The 16,328-nt window shown below is 30.2% G+C and carries 16 protein-coding genes and 5 tRNA genes; 19 read left to right on the top strand and 2 right to left on the bottom strand.

Features of this window, described 5'->3' with window-relative positions:
* Nucleotides 1–96: 96 nt before the first annotated feature.
* The 18 genes from FYJ83_RS02190 to FYJ83_RS02105 all read left to right on the top strand — a co-directional run bounded on the left by FYJ83_RS02190 (nt 97) and on the right by FYJ83_RS02105 (nt 13,632).
* A complete protein-coding gene (locus tag FYJ83_RS02190; protein WP_154438645.1) occupies nt 97–594 on the top strand; it encodes a hypothetical protein in 498 nt (165 codons plus the stop codon).
* Nucleotides 595–604: 10 nt separating this feature from the next.
* Nucleotides 605–1,234: a hypothetical protein gene (locus FYJ83_RS02185; protein WP_154438643.1), complete on the top strand. Its 630-nt coding sequence runs from the start codon at nt 605–607 to the stop codon at nt 1,232–1,234.
* A 173-nt stretch (nt 1,235–1,407) separates the two neighbouring features.
* On the top strand, nt 1,408–2,403 hold the full coding sequence (locus tag FYJ83_RS02180; protein ID WP_154438641.1) for an AIR synthase family protein: 996 nt from the start codon (nt 1,408–1,410) through the stop codon (nt 2,401–2,403).
* A gap of 112 nt (nt 2,404–2,515) precedes the next feature.
* On the top strand, nt 2,516–4,582 hold the full coding sequence (locus FYJ83_RS02175) for an N-acetylmuramoyl-L-alanine amidase family protein (protein ID WP_154438639.1): 2,067 nt from the start codon (nt 2,516–2,518) through the stop codon (nt 4,580–4,582).
* A gap of 103 nt (nt 4,583–4,685) precedes the next feature.
* Nucleotides 4,686–5,678 (top strand): GerMN domain-containing protein, encoded by a 993-nt coding sequence (locus FYJ83_RS02170; RefSeq protein WP_154438637.1) that lies wholly within the window; start codon nt 4,686–4,688, stop codon nt 5,676–5,678.
* A gap of 193 nt (nt 5,679–5,871) precedes the next feature.
* Complete coding sequence (locus FYJ83_RS02165) at nt 5,872–6,489, top strand: XTP/dITP diphosphatase (RefSeq protein ID WP_154438635.1); 618 nt, start codon at nt 5,872–5,874, stop codon at nt 6,487–6,489.
* Nucleotides 6,486–6,968 (top strand): metallophosphoesterase, encoded by a 483-nt coding sequence (locus FYJ83_RS02160; RefSeq protein WP_154438633.1) that lies wholly within the window; start codon nt 6,486–6,488, stop codon nt 6,966–6,968. Before FYJ83_RS02165 ends, FYJ83_RS02160 begins: the two co-directional genes overlap by 4 nt.
* A 174-nt stretch (nt 6,969–7,142) precedes the next feature.
* Nucleotides 7,143–7,219: transfer RNA gene (locus FYJ83_RS02155), tRNA-Arg, on the top strand.
* 16 nt (nt 7,220–7,235) lie between these two features.
* A tRNA-His gene (locus tag FYJ83_RS02150) sits at nt 7,236–7,312 on the top strand.
* A 33-nt stretch (nt 7,313–7,345) separates the two neighbouring features.
* Nucleotides 7,346–7,421, top strand: a tRNA-Lys gene (locus FYJ83_RS02145).
* A gap of 22 nt (nt 7,422–7,443) precedes the next feature.
* Nucleotides 7,444–7,527 (top strand) — tRNA-Leu (locus FYJ83_RS02140).
* A 47-nt stretch (nt 7,528–7,574) separates the two neighbouring features.
* Nucleotides 7,575–7,651: transfer RNA gene (locus FYJ83_RS02135), tRNA-Arg, on the top strand.
* Nucleotides 7,652–7,980: 329 nt separating this feature from the next.
* Nucleotides 7,981–9,633 carry a Na/Pi cotransporter family protein gene (locus FYJ83_RS02130; protein ID WP_154438631.1) on the top strand — a complete coding sequence of 551 codons (1,653 nt, stop codon included), beginning with the start codon at nt 7,981–7,983 and terminating at the stop codon, nt 9,631–9,633.
* 154 nt (nt 9,634–9,787) lie between these two features.
* Nucleotides 9,788–10,744: a ribonuclease Z gene (locus FYJ83_RS02125; RefSeq protein ID WP_154438629.1), complete on the top strand. Its 957-nt coding sequence runs from the start codon at nt 9,788–9,790 to the stop codon at nt 10,742–10,744.
* A 5-nt stretch (nt 10,745–10,749) separates the two neighbouring features.
* Nucleotides 10,750–11,586: a diaminopimelate epimerase gene (gene dapF, locus FYJ83_RS02120; RefSeq protein ID WP_154438627.1), complete on the top strand. Its 837-nt coding sequence runs from the start codon at nt 10,750–10,752 to the stop codon at nt 11,584–11,586.
* A 121-nt stretch (nt 11,587–11,707) separates the two neighbouring features.
* Nucleotides 11,708–12,922, top strand: coding sequence for a cation:proton antiporter (locus FYJ83_RS02115; RefSeq protein ID WP_216585502.1), 1,215 nt, complete (start codon nt 11,708–11,710; stop codon nt 12,920–12,922).
* Nucleotides 12,923–12,942: 20 nt separating this feature from the next.
* A complete protein-coding gene (locus FYJ83_RS02110; RefSeq protein ID WP_154438625.1) occupies nt 12,943–13,284 on the top strand; it encodes a P-II family nitrogen regulator in 342 nt (113 codons plus the stop codon).
* 63 nt (nt 13,285–13,347) lie between these two features.
* Nucleotides 13,348–13,632, top strand: coding sequence for a hypothetical protein (locus tag FYJ83_RS02105; protein WP_154438623.1), 285 nt, complete (start codon nt 13,348–13,350; stop codon nt 13,630–13,632).
* A gap of 27 nt (nt 13,633–13,659) precedes the next feature.
* Here FYJ83_RS02105 and FYJ83_RS02100 read toward each other — a convergent pair whose 3' ends face one another.
* Nucleotides 13,660–14,541 (bottom strand): S41 family peptidase, encoded by an 882-nt coding sequence (locus FYJ83_RS02100; RefSeq protein WP_154438621.1) that lies wholly within the window; start codon nt 14,539–14,541, stop codon nt 13,660–13,662.
* Nucleotides 14,542–14,547: 6 nt separating this feature from the next.
* On the bottom strand, nt 14,548–15,114 hold the full coding sequence (locus FYJ83_RS02095) for a hypothetical protein (RefSeq protein ID WP_154438619.1): 567 nt from the start codon (nt 15,112–15,114) through the stop codon (nt 14,548–14,550).
* 253 nt (nt 15,115–15,367) lie between these two features.
* Between FYJ83_RS02095 and proC the strand changes: the two genes are divergently transcribed.
* Nucleotides 15,368–16,174: a pyrroline-5-carboxylate reductase gene (gene proC, locus FYJ83_RS02090; protein ID WP_154438617.1), complete on the top strand. Its 807-nt coding sequence runs from the start codon at nt 15,368–15,370 to the stop codon at nt 16,172–16,174.
* Nucleotides 16,175–16,328 lie beyond the last annotated feature (154 nt).

Genomic DNA, 16,328 nt, shown 5'->3' with positions numbered 1-16,328 from the left:
TAAATTGATTAATGGATATATATATGGGTAATGAATTTATAACATGAAGAAACCATTGACAGAACCTTAAAAATATTAAAGAGGGGGAAAAGGGATATGAGGAAAAAAAGTATGGTTTTATTAGTAGTGATGATTTTATTAGTAACAAGTACAACAGTTTTCGCTGAAGGTGCTAATGTTGCAGATAAAACAAATAAGAATATTAGTGTAATGAGTGGAATGTATGAAGTTGAACCAAATGACACACCAGCACAAGCAAAACAAAATAATAAATTAAAAGCTAATACACAATGGAAAAGAGGTAAGTTAGATAGAGGTTATGACTCAGTTGACTATTATTACTATAGTCATAGGAATTATGGAAATATAGATGTTACTTTATTCAATATATCCACTAGGGGAAAAGTAAATATTGAAATTTATCGTCAAAATAGTAATGGAACTATGACACGCGTTTCTGGCGGAATTAGTGATGGAATTCAACAAGTTGTCACTGCTCGAAATGCTTCAGAAGGAGATTATTTTGTAAAGCTAAGTTTACTTAGTAGTTCTTGGGATCAAGTAAGCTATGATATAAAGATTGATGCTAGATAGGAGAAACAACATGATAAATAGAATAAATACAGCTTATGAGTCAATAAAAGTAAATAGTAGCACAAAAAGTCATGAGATTAAAGAAAAAGAAGTAGAAAAGACTAATAATTATGCGTACAATTCCAATCCAGATTATTCTTTTATAGATTTAGATAGGTTGATAACAGCTGTAATTGAAAGGTACTTAAATGGAGTTGCTGTTGGAGATGGATTTTTGGTAACTAATCCAATTTTTCATGACGATACTATGGATAAAAGAGTTTTAAAATTTGATAAAGAGTTTTTTGATACTATAAAGCCTTTAATTCAAAGTGCCTATGACAAAAAATCATTAGGAGATATTGAGTACCCTGAATATGAAAGTCATTTTGTTGGGAGGGTATATGTCATTGCATCATTAGCCAGAGCCGTAGTAAAAGAATTCTCAGATGCTTCAAATAAAGTAACTTATGATGAACAGTCACTAAGGAAAGCAGCAGATGATTATTTTATGAAGGAAATTAGTGAGTCGGATATTGGAAATATAGATAGTGAAAGTATAGTTGACCAAAATGATAGGATTCGTGATATAGCAAAATTTAGAATTATGAATGATAAAGAGTGTAGAAGTATATTAGCAGAATTGAAAACTTTAATATAATAAAGATTATTAAATAATATGCTCCTTTATAGTATGTAGTTAGGTTAGCAAAAACTGTATACTGTAAAGGAGCATATTTTATTATGGAAATATCTAAAAGTGTATCCATATTGTATAAAAAGTGTTTCCCATATGTTAGAATATATAGAGACAAATATTTGGGAGGTTCGGAAATGGAAATTGGAAAATTGCCTAATGAAGTATTAGAAAAAATAGTTTTATCAAATATAAAGAATAAACGGAAAGAAGTATTGGTAAAAGCAGCAGTAGGAGAAGACAGTGCTGTAATTGACTTTGGCAATGATTTATGTGTAATGAGTACAGATCCAATTACAGGTGCAACTAAGGATATTGGAAAGCTGGCTGTACATATTTCATGTAATGATGTAGCAACTGCAGGGGCAGAACCTATAGGTGTAATGCTTACAATATTAGCACCGCCAAGTACTACTGAAAAGGATATAGAAAATATTATGAAAGAGGCTGGAGAAGTTGCTAAAGAAATCAATGTTGAAATAATGGGAGGTCATACTGAAATTACAGATGCTGTAAACAGAATTGTAATTAGCACAACAGTTATAGGAAAACAACCTAGGGAAAAACTGCCTAATCCTAAAGAAATAAAAGTTGGAGATAAAGTTTTAATAACTAAATATGCAGGAATAGAGGGGACATCCATAATTGCAAAGGAACTAGAGGAAGAATTGATTTATAAATTGGAGAAAGAGAAATTGGAAAGTGCAAAGAATATGGATAGTATGCTTAGTGTGGTTAAGGAAGGAATAATCTGTGGAAATATAGGAGTCAGATATATGCACGATATTACTGAAGGAGGAGTTTTAGGAGCAGTTTGGGAGGCTTCTAAGGCTACTGGTAAGGGAATCAAAGTAGTAGAAAACTTAATTCCAGTAAAAGATGAAACTAGAGAAATTGCAAATCTAATAAATATAGATTTATATAGACTTATTTCAAGTGGCTCAATGTTAATTATTGCAGAAGAAGAAAAAATCGTAGAAATTGGGGAAAAATTAAATGAGGAAGGAATTAAAGTTACTGTTATTGGAGAGGTAATAGATAAAGGAATTACCTTGGAAAAAGATGGAGAGACCATAGCAATAGAGCCACCTCAAAGTGATGAGTTATACAAGGCTTTATCTTTAACTCAATAATATTACATTATCATTACAAAACCTAGAATTCGTTGACATAATAATCCAATAAATGATATAAATAAAATATACAAGCTATTCAAAAGAGTTAGAGACACAAGGAGGTAGATGAATGAAAAAATGGAAGGTAATACTACCCTTATTTGTACTATTATTTATCTTTAGTCAAATAGGATATGCAGCAGCAGGTAATAAGATTCAAGTAAGTATAAATGGTACTAAGGTTTCTGTAAAACCAGTACCTATTATTATGGATGGACAAGCAATAAATACAGAATTTCCCTCCTTTGTTTATAGTGATAGGACATTAGTGCCTATTAGATTTGTATCAGAAAGTTATGGTGCTGAAGTAGGTTGGGATCAAAAAACTAAAACGGCTACAGTAACTCATGGAGACAAAGAAGGTAAATTTACCATAGACAGCAATGTAGCTATAATCAATGGTAAGAAAGTAAATTTAGATAAATTTGCTATTCCAAGATTAGCTAAAGTAGATGGAAAAGATTCAAGAACCATGATTCCTTTAAAGTTTGTAACTGATGTATTTGGATATGAAGTTGGCTGGGATAGTGCAAAAGATGCTCCATATATAAACACTAATGAAGCATTGGTAAATAGCATATCTTTAGAAAAGGGAAGTACAAATAAGAATAAACTAGTTATAAAAAGCAACAAATCTATAAAATACGAAACAGTATTTATAGAAGACAGTAATAAGCTTGTAATCGATATTAATGATTCAAAGATACTTGTAAATAATACTACATCAGGAGTTATAAATACAAACGACAGTATTATTGATAAAGTAGAATATTCACAGTTTTCAACAGATCCTAGTATCACTAGGGTAATACTTACATTGAAGGATAAAATAAAATATAATATCGCTTCAGAGGATAATGGGAAAAATATAACTGTATCCTTTGATAATAAGTCTGATGTTGTAGTATCCTATAATGAAGTAAAATCAATTGCAAAAGAATTTGTCAATGGAAAAGAGGCAATTGTAATCAATTCCACTTCTCAACCTAAAATAAATACTATGAAACTACAAAACCCAGAAAGATTAGTCTTAGATATAATGGACTCTAACTTAGTGGGTACTACTTACAGTTATGACTATGAACTAGGATTTATTAAAGGGGTTAGGGTTTCACAGTTTAATGGAGATAATAATTATAGTGCTGATGACAGAATAGTTAGGGTGGTTTTAGATATAAAAGAAGGAGTTGCCGATTCCAATATAAAGATAGACTATGATGGTAACAAAATAATAGTTTATCCCGAAAAATCATTATGGGAGAATATTTCTTATACTTCTTCAGGACAAGAAAAGATGTTTACAATATTAGACTTAGAAGAAACATATTATGCTGTAAACTATAATTCAGACAAGAGATTAATACAAATAGATATTCCAAGTAACAAAGTAGAGTTAGCTGAAGGTAAAGCTTCAGTAAAGGATGGATTTGTAGATGAGTTAGAAGTAGTCAAAGACGAGCATTATACTAGATTACTTATTAAGTTTACAAAATCAATAGAATATACTTTATTATCTAGTGATGTAGATAATAAAATTTCTTTATTATTAAAAAGAGATTCAAATTATAATCCTTTAGGAAACCTAATAGTCATAGATGCAGGACATGGTGGAAAAGACCCTGGAGCATTATCGGTAGCCAGTAGAAGAGAAAAGGATTTGAACCTTAGTGTATCGTTGAAATTAAATGAAAAATTACAGGAACTAGGTTACAATACTGTAATGACTAGGGATACAGATGAATTTATAGACTTATACGAAAGAGCTAGAATTGCCAATGATAATAATGCTGACTTATTTGTAAGTATCCATGGGAATGCTCATGATAATAGGTCCATAGCAGGAGTTCAAATATTATATTGTCCTGCTACTAAATCTAGCATAAAAGAAGTAGATCAACATCCTTTTGCTAAAGCCATAATGGAAGAGATACTAAAGGAAACAGGAGCAGTAGATAAAGGTATAATTCAAAGACCAAATCTAGTAGTACTTAGAGAAACTAAAATGCCAGCTGTGTTAGTAGAAACAGGTTTCTTATCCAATGCACAAGAAGAACAGCTATTATTTAATGAAGAGTACCAATACAAAATAGTATCTGGCATAATAAAAGGAATACAAAAATATTTTGAAGAACACTAAAAAGCAAGGTTATCCTTGCTTTTTTCAAATTTTAAATATAAATTATTCATAGTCTGACAACTCCTCTAATATAATGTACTAGTATGAACTAGGAGGGTTGACGATGGTAAAAGTAAACAGGAGAATAATTTTATTTGGACTAATAGTAGTCTTAGGTCTAACAGTATTGACTTTTGGAAAGAACCTAATTGAAAATAGGTTATCAGCTAAAGATGATGAGATTGAAATAATTAGATCTGATGAAAATGAAGTGGTTTTAACTGAAGAAGAAGGTATAAGAAAGACAGTAATGTACTTTAAAGATGCAGATGGTTATTTAGTTCCTGTAATGAAGAGGATACCTTGGGAAGAAGGAATTGCAAAAGTAACACTTAATAATATGGTTGATAGTGCAGAGCTTAGGGAGATGTTGAGTCCTACTGGATTATTGCCAGTTATACCAGCAGGTACAGAGATTTTGGGAATGTCTATAAATGAAGATACAGGACTATGTAAAATAGACTTTTCTGAAAATGTTCTAAACAATCAATCTGAAAAAGATGAGGAAAGTTTTATTAAAGGTGTAGTATATACACTAACAGAATTTCCAGCTATTAGTGAAGTACAAATATTAGTTGGCGGAAAAGCATTACCTTCAATGACTTATGGAGGAAATATTAGTCAGCCATTGGCACGAGAAAATATTAATTTAGTTGGCAGTTTAGAAGAAGGACGTTCAAAGGTTGTAGTATACTATAAGGGGATGAATAATGAAGAGTATGAATATTTTGTGCCAGTAACCATACCTACTCTTGCACCAGTAGCAAATGTATATTCAGCATTGGATTTATTATTTGATGGTCCTCCAGTAGATATTGGGTTATTCTCCGATATACCAAAGGATGTTATGTTACACGGAGTAGAAGTAAAAGACGGTACTGCATATGTGGATATATCCTATGATAATATGGATACAGCCAGTGATGATACATTTAGTGACATAATAAAAAATATAGGCTTAACATTAAGTCAATTTTCAGAAATAGAAACTGTAGAATTACTTATAGATGGAGAAATAATAAACACCACAATTCCAGTATTTGCCAATGAATATTAGGAGATAGCAAATTATGAATGATAAATTATGAATTACGTACATTAGGTGAGCGTTGCTCACCTTTTTATTTTATTAAATTTAGTTTATGCAAACCTATTAAAAATGTTACAAAATTCTTTTATTGTTTATTTATAGATAAAATATTATATTTTTGATAAAATAATATAATAATTAAAATTAAAGGAGTTATAAGATGAATAAAAGAAAACTTGTATTATCAACTGGAAATAAACATAAAGTTGAAGAAATAAAAAATATATTAAAAGATTTGCCAATAGAAGTAGTAACAAAGCATGATGTAGGATTGGGGGACTTAGAGGTAGTAGAAGATGGAAATACTTTAGAAGAAAATAGTATAAAAAAAGCTAAGACATTAGCTGAAAAATTAGATTATATGGTTCTAGCAGATGATTCAGGACTATTTGTAGATATATTAAATGGAGAACCTGGAGTTTACTCTTCAAGATATGCAGGAGAAGAGGGAAATGATAAGAAAAATAATCAAAAGCTTTTAGAAACCTTAAAAGATGTGCCTTTAGAAAATAGAACTGCTAAGTTTGAGGCAGTAATAGCTTTAGTTACAGAGGACAAGGAACTGATAGTAGTTAAAGGGCAATGTAAAGGCACCATAGGCTTTAAGGAAGAAGGAAACAATGACTTTGGATATGACCCATTATTTACACCTAATGGTTATAATAAAACCTTTGCAGAGCTTGGAGAAGATATTAAAAATAAAATAAGTCATAGAGCAAAAGCATTAGATGAAATGAAAAAAGTAATAAAAGAAATAATAGGAGTAAGATTAGTATGAAAATAGCAGTAGTTAGTGATACTCATGGAAATAATAAATATGTTTTAGAAACATTACTGGACATGGAAAAGCCTGATATGTTATTTCATCTAGGAGATTATGTAGATGATGGAGAAAAGATATCTAAATCTTTAGGAATAGAAAGTATAATTGTAAAAGGTAATGGAGACTATTTTAATACAAAATATAAAGAGGATGAGATAATAGAAATAAAAAATAAAAAAATATTCTTAACCCACGGTCATAAATATAATGTTGAAAATGGGGTAATCAAATTATACTATAAAGGGCTGGAATTAGGGGCAGACCTAGTATTATTTGGTCATACTCATATACCTATGATAGAAAAAGAAGAAGGTATAACCATCATGAATCCTGGAAGTGCTTTTCTACCTAGAACTACTGAAAGAATCAGGACTTTTGGTATTTTAGACATTGATGAAGAAATAAAGACTAAAATAATTAAAATAAATTTATAAAATAGTGTTGACTTTATATTTTAAACCTGCTATAATTTTAAATTGTTAGCGAGTTAATATTACTTGGACAACAACCTTGAGACAAGCAAGATATTTGGGCTATAAGGATTTTAATTTTTTAGCTCTAAAGTAAATTGATAGTCATAATGAATCCAACTGGATCATAAAAAGCTTGCACCTATAGCTCAGTTGGATAGAGCAACGGACTTCTAATCCGTGTGCCGGGGGTTCAAATCCTCCTAGGTGCGCCAAGGAAATAAAATTATGGTGGGTGTGGCCTAGTTGGTTATGGCGCCAGATTGTGGCTCTGGAGGTCGTGGGTTCGAATCCCATCATCCACCCCATAAAATTTCACAAGGTGTGAATCAAATAATCATGATCCATTAGCTCAGTCGGTAGAGCACCTGACTTTTAATCAGGGTGTCCCGCGTTCGAGTCGCGGATGGATCACCAATAATAGCCCTAGAGGCTATATGCGGGAGTGGCGGAATTGGCAGACGCGCTAGACTTAGGATCTAGTGTCATTGACGTGGGGGTTCAAGTCCTCTTTCCCGCACCATACATAAAATTGGCTGATGCCAATTTTTTTTATATATAATATTATCTGCACCTGTAGCTCAATTGGATAGAGCACCTGACTTCGGATCAGGGGGTTGGGGGTTCGAGCCCTCTCAGGTGTACCAGATGTAATTTTAAGCCATCTGCAAGATAAATAGATACGATGATTATTGAAAATAATTTCGATAGCCATCGTATCTATTTTTTTATAACCAATGGAAATGTTCTGATTTTTTTATTTATGGGGTTTGAAATCCGAATTTTTATTATACTAGAAAGATAGTATAATAGCAAAAATAAAGGTTATAATTTTTAATAGTTCGCTAATCTAAATAATTTATATTGTATTTATAAAACTTTGCTGATAAAATTGTTATTGTGAGATTTTTATAATATATTTTTAAGAACATAAGAAAAAAACTAACTATTAGGTTATTAAATTGGAGGAAAGCAAATGGAAGAGCTAATATTTGGGCTTATTGGTGGAACAGCTTTATTGATGTATGGTGTTGATATGATGGGAGATGGTCTTGAAAAGGCATCTGGAGAAACCATGAAAAAAATCCTTACAGTATTAACTGGTAAGGTATGGAGTGCGTTTTTAGTAGGTACTTTTGTAACGGCAATAGTCCAGAGTAGTACAGCAGTTACAGTATTAACAGTTGGCTTTGTTAACTCTGGTCTTATGAAACTTCCTCAAGCAGTAGGTATTATTTATGGGGCTAATATTGGAACTACAATAACAGCTCAATTGATGGCATTTAGTTTTAAGTTTAAATTAACGGATATAGCTCTTCCAGTGCTAGGTATAGGATTTGCCATTAACTATATTGCTAAAAATAAAAAGATAAAAAATATTGGACAGGCAATGATGGGCTTTGGAATGATGTTTTTAGGTCTTAAAATACTTAATGATGGAATTCCATATATGCAACAAAGTGAGGCCTTAAAGTATTTCTTTACCAAATATGCGTCTATTCCAGTAGTAGGAGTAATCTTGGGAATAGTTGTAACTGCTATGGTACATAGTAGTGCTGCAACTGTAGGACTTGTAATGGTTCTTAGTCAAGCAGGTCTTATAGACTTACAATCAGCAATTTGTATAATGTTAGGAGATAATATAGGAACATGTTTTACAGCACAACTTGCAAGTATGACAGGAAATATAAATGCAAGAAGAACTGCATGGGCTCATACTCTTTATAATATATTTGGAGTTGCAATAACATGGATAACATTACCTATATTTATGAAAATAGTAATATTTACTACAGACTATTTAACTGCCAATGCAGATATATCTGTATATATTGCCAATGCTCATACATTATTTAATCTATTAAGTGCTTTATTGTTCTTACCTATTACAAAATATTATGTTGATTTTCTTTATAAAGTTGTTAAAAGAAAAGGAGACCATAGTAATGATAAGGTACATTTAGATAAATTACTTTTAGATACTCCTGTGGCAGCCTTAGAAGCATCAAGAACTGAAATTATTAGAGGAACAGAAATTCTAAAAGATATGGTTTTAGATGTAATGAACATAGCGTATACAGACGATAGAAAGAGAATGACTGAAGTAGTAGATAATGAGGCAATTATAAATGAAATGCAGAAAGAATTAACAAAATATATAGTGGAAATTTCAAGAAAAGGATTAACTGAAAGTCAGTCTATTATGATACCAGCTATGATAAGTAGTATAAATAATATTGAAAGATCAGGAGATAGAGTTATTGAAATATCTTCCCTATGTAATAAGAAGATAGATGGTAATCTATCATTTACTGATACTGCCATAAGTGAATTAAAGCAATTAGAAAAAACTATTATTGAGCTATTTAACAGCACCATTATTGCCATTAAAAATAGAGATATGGAACTTATAGATAGGATTATTAAATTAGAAGATGAAGTAGATGAAATGAGTGAAAGATTCCAAGAAAATCATATAAGAAGACTAAATGAAGGAACCTGCAACGTAGATTCGGGGGTACTATTTATAGATATGGTAAGCCATCTTGAAAGAATTGCAGACCATATATATAAGATAGCCATGTATTCCAAAGATGAGTTGTTTGGTGAGAAGAGAAAGTATAATTAGAATAAATTATTAAATAAAATTGAGACAATAGCAATCAAGATAATATTCTCTTGATTGCTATTATTTTACCTTGAATAATGTAGAAAAGATTTTAGTATGATAGGATATACTATATATAATCAAAAATTACTTTAATATTGAAGGAGAGATATTATTGCTTGATATATGCTTATTAGGAAGTGGTGGAGGTATGCCTATGCCAGAAAGGTTTTTATCATCTATGGTAATAGGGTATAATGGAAGACAAATACTAATAGATTGCGGAGAAGGCACTCAGGTAGCCATGAGAAAGATGAAAACAGGATTTAAGTCTATAGATATAATATGTATAACTCATGGTCATGGAGATCATATATTTGGCTTACCTGGGCTTCTTTCTACCATTGGCAATAGTGATAGAATAGAACCTATAACAATAATAGGACCTGCAGGGATACAAGACATAGTAAATGGGCTTATATTTTCATTAAAAAATCTACCATATGAAATAAATATAATAGAAAATCCCATAGAACCTTTAGGTATCAATATTTCACCGAAAGGAACAAAAATTGATAGTGAAGTTTCCTCTAATGCTAATATGATTATTTCCACATTGGAGTTAGAACACTCTGCACCATGTTTAGGCTATGGATTTTATATTAAAAGAAAGCCTAAATTTTATCCAGAAAAAGCAGAATTATATAAGGTTCCTAGAGAAATATGGAGAAATCTGCAAAACGGAGAAACTATAATATATGATAATCAAGAATACTACCCAAGCATGGTATTGGGAGAAGAAAGAAAAGGAATAAAACTAAGTTATATTACAGATACAAGACCTACGGATAAAATAGTAGATTTCATAAGGGACAGCACTTTTTTTGTATGTGAAGGTACATATGGAGATAATGAAGATTTACATAAAGCTATTAAGAATAAGCATATGACCTTTGCAGAGGCAGGAAAGTTAGCTTATGATGGTAATGTAGACGAACTTCTGCTAACTCATTTTAGTACAGCTATGAAAGAACCAGAACTATATGTAGAAAAAGTTACAGATATATTTGAGAGGGCTATAATTGGATATGATGGATTTAATAGAATATTAAATTTTCATAAAAAGGAGTGATTTCTTTGAACTTCCATAAGTATGTAGCTGCAGGTAATGATTTTATTTTATTTAATGGGATAAATAAAGATTACGGAAATCATAATGAATTGGCTTTAAAGGTATGTAGCAGACATTTTGGTATTGGTGCAGATGGTATGATGATTGTAGAAAGCAGCAGAGTAGCAGATGTAAAAATGCTTTATTATAATTCAGATGGCTCACAAGGAGAAATGTGTGGCAATGGAATCAGAGCTTTTTCTAAATATATTTATGATTATAATATAGTTGAAAATAAAAATATATCCATAGAGACTCTAGCAGGAATAAAATATATAGATATAATAACTGATGAACTAAATAAGGCAGATAGGATAAAAGTGGATATGGGTTATCCAATATTTGAAGGAGAGAAAATTCCTATAAATATAAATAAGGAAAAAGTAATAGAAGAAATTATTGTAATTAATGGAAAAGACTATAGATTTTCTGCATTAACAGTAGGTGTACCTCATGTGGTTATATTTATAGAGGATATAGATAAAATAAACATTAATGACTTGGGAAAAAAAATAGAAACTCATCCTTTATTCCCTAAAAAAGCTAATGTGAATTTTGTAAAAGTAATAGACAAAGATAATATAAATATTTATACTTGGGAAAGAGGAGCAGGAAGAACTTTAGGATGTGGAACAGGTTCTTGTGCTTCTGTAGTAATAGGAAATATAATAGGTAATCTCAATAATAAAGTCAATGTAAACACAGAGGGGGGTAAATTAATTATAGAGTTAAATAAGGATTATAAAATTTTTATGATAGGTGATGCAATACATATTGCCAAGGGAGAATTTATCAAAAGATAAGTAACTAGGTTTACTTATCTTTTTTTATGCTGTATAATGTGTATGGGTTCAATATCAAATTGTATGGATTTAATTTTAATAATCTCGAAAGAGTTTACATATAAAAACAAAATAGGGAGGAATGTTTAGATTGGATTTGCTTTTTAAATTGGGTATAATCATTTTAATAGGAATTATAGGTGGAAGACTGGCTAATTATTTTAAACTTCCCAATGTATCAGGATATATTGTAGCTGGTTTAATAATTGGACCATCTTTTATTAATTTAGTAAATGAGATGGATATAGAAAGCTTTAACATTATTAATGAAATGGCTTTAGCTGCCATTGCATTTTCCATAGGGAATGAATTTTTATTAAAGGATATGAAAAAAGTAGGTAAAGATGTACTGCTTATAACTGTAGCTGAAGTAGTTGGAGCTTTTGTTATAGTGTTTATAATGATGTATTTTATCTTAAACCAAGCTATGGAGTTTAGTTTAATGATAGCAAGTATGTCAGCAGCAACAGCACCAGCAGGTATTGTAATGGTAATTAGAGAATTAAAGGCAAATGGACCTTTGACTAAGACTATATTGCCAATAGTCGCTTTAGATGATGCTTTGGGAATTATGGTATTTGGAGTTTGTTTGTCTTTGTCAAAGATTTTATCTGGGACAGAAAAATATTCTATAATAAAGATAATAAGCAATCCGACAATAGAGATATTTGGTTCTATTATCTTAGGATTTGTTATAGGTATAGTAATGACATATGTAGTTAAAAAAGCAAAACATAGTGAAGAGTTACTTATTATGACTATAGGATTTATACTGTTGAGTTCCGGGGCTGCTAACTATTTTAATCTTTCACCATTACTTACTTGTATGATGGTAGGAGCTACTTTAGTTAATTTGAAGCAAAATTCCTTTAGAGTATTTAACTCAATAAATGAGTTTACTCCACCTATTAATCTATTATTTTTTACTGTTGCAGGGGCTAGTTTAAATATAAAGGTATTATCCTCTGTTGGGATATTGGGCATAGGCTATATAATAGCCAGAGCAAGCGGAAAATATATAGGAGCAACTTTGGGAGCCAAGGCAGTAGGTTCCGAGGAGAAAATAGTCAAATATTTAGGTATGAGTTTATTGACTCAAGGTGGAATTTCCATAGGTCTATCTATGATAGTAAAAAAAGAATTGCCTGAACTTAGTGATTCTATAATTACTGTAATATTATTTAGTGTATTGATATATGAAATAATAGGACCAATACTAGCGAAGATTGCAATTACAAAGGCAGGAGAAGTAAATGGTATGTTAAAAAGGGAAAAGAAAAAAGTACAAAGGACGTAAAGACTAAAGGAGGTATGTATATGAATATTTTATTTTTAGTTCTTAATGAAACGGAGTATTTAGATGAAATTTTAGATGGATTTGTAGAGGTGGGAGTAAAAGGGGCAACTATATTAGATAGCCAAGGAATGGGAAGTGCATTATTAAATGGTGGAAAAGATATACCTTTTTTTGGCGTTCTAAGAAACTTACGTGATGATGCTAGACCTTATAATAAAACAATATTTACTGTAATAGAAGATGATGAAATTTTAGATAAGGCAGTTAATATTGTAAAAGAAGTATTGGGGGATATGGAAAAGCCAGGAGTAGGACTTATGTTTACATTACCAGTAGGAAAAATTTATGGAATGAGAGATTAATAGGAATAGCCCCTCTAATACAAGCATAATATCATTATAAGGATATTCTTAGGGGGGATAAAATTGTTTGATGATTTTATGAGTGCAGATATTTTAACCACATTTGTAGGACTTACAACTGCTGTGACAGTTATAGTACAATTTACCAAATCAATAGTTAAAAAGAAGTTTGGAGATTCGTCCGTTAGATTTTATTCTTTTTTTATTGCATTGATATTAACTCTTGTATTTAAAAGAGGCAGCAGTGGTATAGAGGGAATTGTATTGGCGGTTATAAATGCAGTAATGATAACTATGGCAAGCACTGGAGGCTATCATATGTTATCAGATCCAATGGCAACAAAATAAGATGAAAAAGTATCTTGAACTAAGAGTTTAAGATACTTTTTTAATATATTTAATTATTCTATCTAAAGACTCCTCAGGTTTAACCCATAAATCAGGAAGAATTCCTAAACCATCAATATTTTGGAAGTCTTTGCTAATATATATCTTATGAGATATATAAATGGGAATATTTGAGTTAGGAAGAACAGCTGAATTACAATTACCTGTTAGCATACATCCATTTGAATTTGTACCTATTAAAGTTACATTATCTAATTTTTTGAGATAATATATAAGAAATTCTGATGCAGAAGATGTTTTTTTATCCATTAGTACAAATATATTTGTTTTATTATCCATGGGTTTAAAATCTGCATATTCTATGGGACTCCATCCAGGAAAATATTTTTGACTTTCATATTGTGATATTATTTCTAAACAATCATCTTTAACATTATCTGGCTCATTTTCCTTTGATTCAAATTTATGCCTAGATAAATCAATACTAGTATTTGTATATAAACCAGATTCAACTATATCTTTTCTAAGTTTGGTTCCAAAAAATTCTTCATACCACTTTTCTATATTAATCATATTCCCCCCAATATTACCTCGTAAATCTATAACTATAGTATCTTTTCCTCTAAGAACTTTGCTATCATTTATAAAATCATCTATAGAATTATCGGAAGCTTTAATTCTAGATAGAGAATTTACTTGTATAATAGGAATATTTTCTATCTCATAATGTTTATAACTGCTACTAATTTCTTTATATAAAGGTATGTATTCAAATAGACTAATTCTTTTCTTTAAAACCAAGCTATCAGATTCTAACAATAGGTCTATAGGTATGGAAGTACTATCCTCATTAGATAAGATTCCTAAACTATAAACAATATTTCCATCCTCATCCAAGGATTTTCTCATGTAATGTCAAGGAGTTTCATTATTGATTCTTTTTAAATAGTATCTTTTATTGTCAATAGAAGTATAAAGTCCCTTATTATCCCTAAGAAAACTTATTTTATTTGTACTAAAATATTTAGTATAAGTACATAGTGTATGGTTGTCCACAGCAAAATGGGAATCTTGTATAAAGTTTAGTTCAGATAATATAATATTTAAAAAAGCTTCTCTAGAAATATTGTTTCCTATAATCTCTTTAATGGACCATATCATATTTTTTTTAGCAATATCAAAGGTATTGTCTCCTCCAAAGAACTCATATCCTGCATACCCATATTTCAATAAACTAAGTAAATATTCAATATCTGATATTGCTTTGTTTTTTTCAATCAAATCTACTTTAATATTATGATGATTATTATTAATTATGGGCAGTTCTTCACTAAAACTATTATAATTGTATAATAGAGTACTAAATTCAGATTTTATTTGAAATAAATGTTTCATATAATTTATTGTATACTCTAAATTAAAATCAATAAAGAGAATGAATAAGACCATTAAGAAAATATATAGGGGTTTTCTCTTTTTCAATCAAATCACCTTCTTTACAAGAAATAGAGAACTATGTATTATATATTTAATAAACACAATAATATCAGAATTAACAGAAAACTATAATCTGTAATTCATTATATTCACAAACTAAATCTTTTGTCAATGGTTGAAATCAATATGGTATTTTATTGGAGAAAGTCATATTATATATTTCTATATATAAATTCTTATATTATGGTATATTAGATAGTAAATAAGTATTTGACATTTATTAAATAAGGAGGTAAAAATGAATAAGACAATAGGATTTATAGGATGTGGAAATATGGCTAAAGCAATAATGGGAGGATTAATAAAGTCAAAATTAATTCTTCCTGAGAATATATTGGCTTCAGCGAAGACTAAGGATACTTTGGAGAAAATAGAAAAAGAATATAGTATAAAAACTACCTTAGATAATAAAGAAGTAGCGAGAAAAGTAGACTATTTAATATTAGCAGTAAAACCTTATATGTATGATATAGTTTTAAAAGAAATAAAAAGAGAAGTCAGAAAAGAAACCATAGTTATTACCATAGCAGCAGGAATAAGTATGGATTATATGAAGAGAAATTTGGGAGAGGATATACTAGTAGTTAAAACAATGCCCAACACTCCAGCTATGGTAGGTGAGGGAATAACAGCCTTAGTATTAGATAAAGGAATAAATGGAAATCAAAAGGATGAAATAATAAATATATTTAATAGTTTTGGTAAAACAGAAATATTAGAAGAAAGTCTTATGGATGGATTTAGTGCTTTATGTGGTTCATCTCCTGCTTATGTATATATGATGATAGAAGCCATGGCAGATGGTGGAGTAATGCAGGGGATACCAAGAAAACAAGCATATAAAATGGCAGCTCAAGCAGTTTTAGGTGCAGCTAAAATGGTTTTAGAAACAGGAATTCATCCAGGAGAGTTAAAAGACAATGTATGTTCACCGAAGGGTACAACAATAGAAGCAGTGGCTAAATTAGAAGAAATGGGATTTAAATCAAGTATTATTGAAGCTATTAGAGTATGCACAGAGAAATCCAAGAAAATCAGTGAATAGTCAATAAATAAAAATAGGCTCTTAGGGTACTAGTGTTGCATTAAAGAAATAATTACAGGTTGACATGGAAAAATTTATATAATGAAAAAAAGAACCCCTTGTGTTAAATTGTTTTTGACTAGAAAACAATGAAATGGGGTTCTTTTTTATGGTT

Origin of the sequence: Tissierella pigra (genome assembly GCF_009695605.1) — a bacterium.
Classification (GTDB): Bacteria; Bacillota; Clostridia; order Tissierellales; family Tissierellaceae; genus Tissierella; species Tissierella pigra.
This window is presented reverse-complemented; position numbering and strand designations above follow the sequence as displayed.

What these genes read in the sequence shown, in the direction of transcription:
- FYJ83_RS02190 (WP_154438645.1), top strand. Translation starts at nt 97, where the DNA reads ATGAGGAAAAAAAGTATGGTTTTATTAGTAGTGATGATTTTATTAGTA.
- FYJ83_RS02185 (WP_154438643.1), top strand. Translation starts at nt 605, where the DNA reads ATGATAAATAGAATAAATACAGCTTATGAGTCAATAAAAGTAAATAGT.
- FYJ83_RS02180 (WP_154438641.1), top strand. Translation starts at nt 1,408, where the DNA reads ATGGAAATTGGAAAATTGCCTAATGAAGTATTAGAAAAAATAGTTTTA.
- FYJ83_RS02175 (WP_154438639.1), top strand. Translation starts at nt 2,516, where the DNA reads ATGAAAAAATGGAAGGTAATACTACCCTTATTTGTACTATTATTTATC.
- FYJ83_RS02170 (WP_154438637.1), top strand. Translation starts at nt 4,686, where the DNA reads ATGGTAAAAGTAAACAGGAGAATAATTTTATTTGGACTAATAGTAGTC.
- FYJ83_RS02165 (WP_154438635.1), top strand. Translation starts at nt 5,872, where the DNA reads ATGAATAAAAGAAAACTTGTATTATCAACTGGAAATAAACATAAAGTT.
- FYJ83_RS02160 (WP_154438633.1), top strand. Translation starts at nt 6,486, where the DNA reads ATGAAAATAGCAGTAGTTAGTGATACTCATGGAAATAATAAATATGTT.
- FYJ83_RS02130 (WP_154438631.1), top strand. Translation starts at nt 7,981, where the DNA reads ATGGAAGAGCTAATATTTGGGCTTATTGGTGGAACAGCTTTATTGATG.
- FYJ83_RS02115 (WP_216585502.1), top strand. Translation starts at nt 11,708, where the DNA reads ATGTTTAGATTGGATTTGCTTTTTAAATTGGGTATAATCATTTTAATA.
- FYJ83_RS02110 (WP_154438625.1), top strand. Translation starts at nt 12,943, where the DNA reads ATGAATATTTTATTTTTAGTTCTTAATGAAACGGAGTATTTAGATGAA.
- FYJ83_RS02100 (WP_154438621.1), bottom strand. Translation starts at nt 14,541, where the DNA reads ATGAGAAAATCCTTGGATGAGGATGGAAATATTGTTTATAGTTTAGGA.
- proC (WP_154438617.1), top strand. Translation starts at nt 15,368, where the DNA reads ATGAATAAGACAATAGGATTTATAGGATGTGGAAATATGGCTAAAGCA.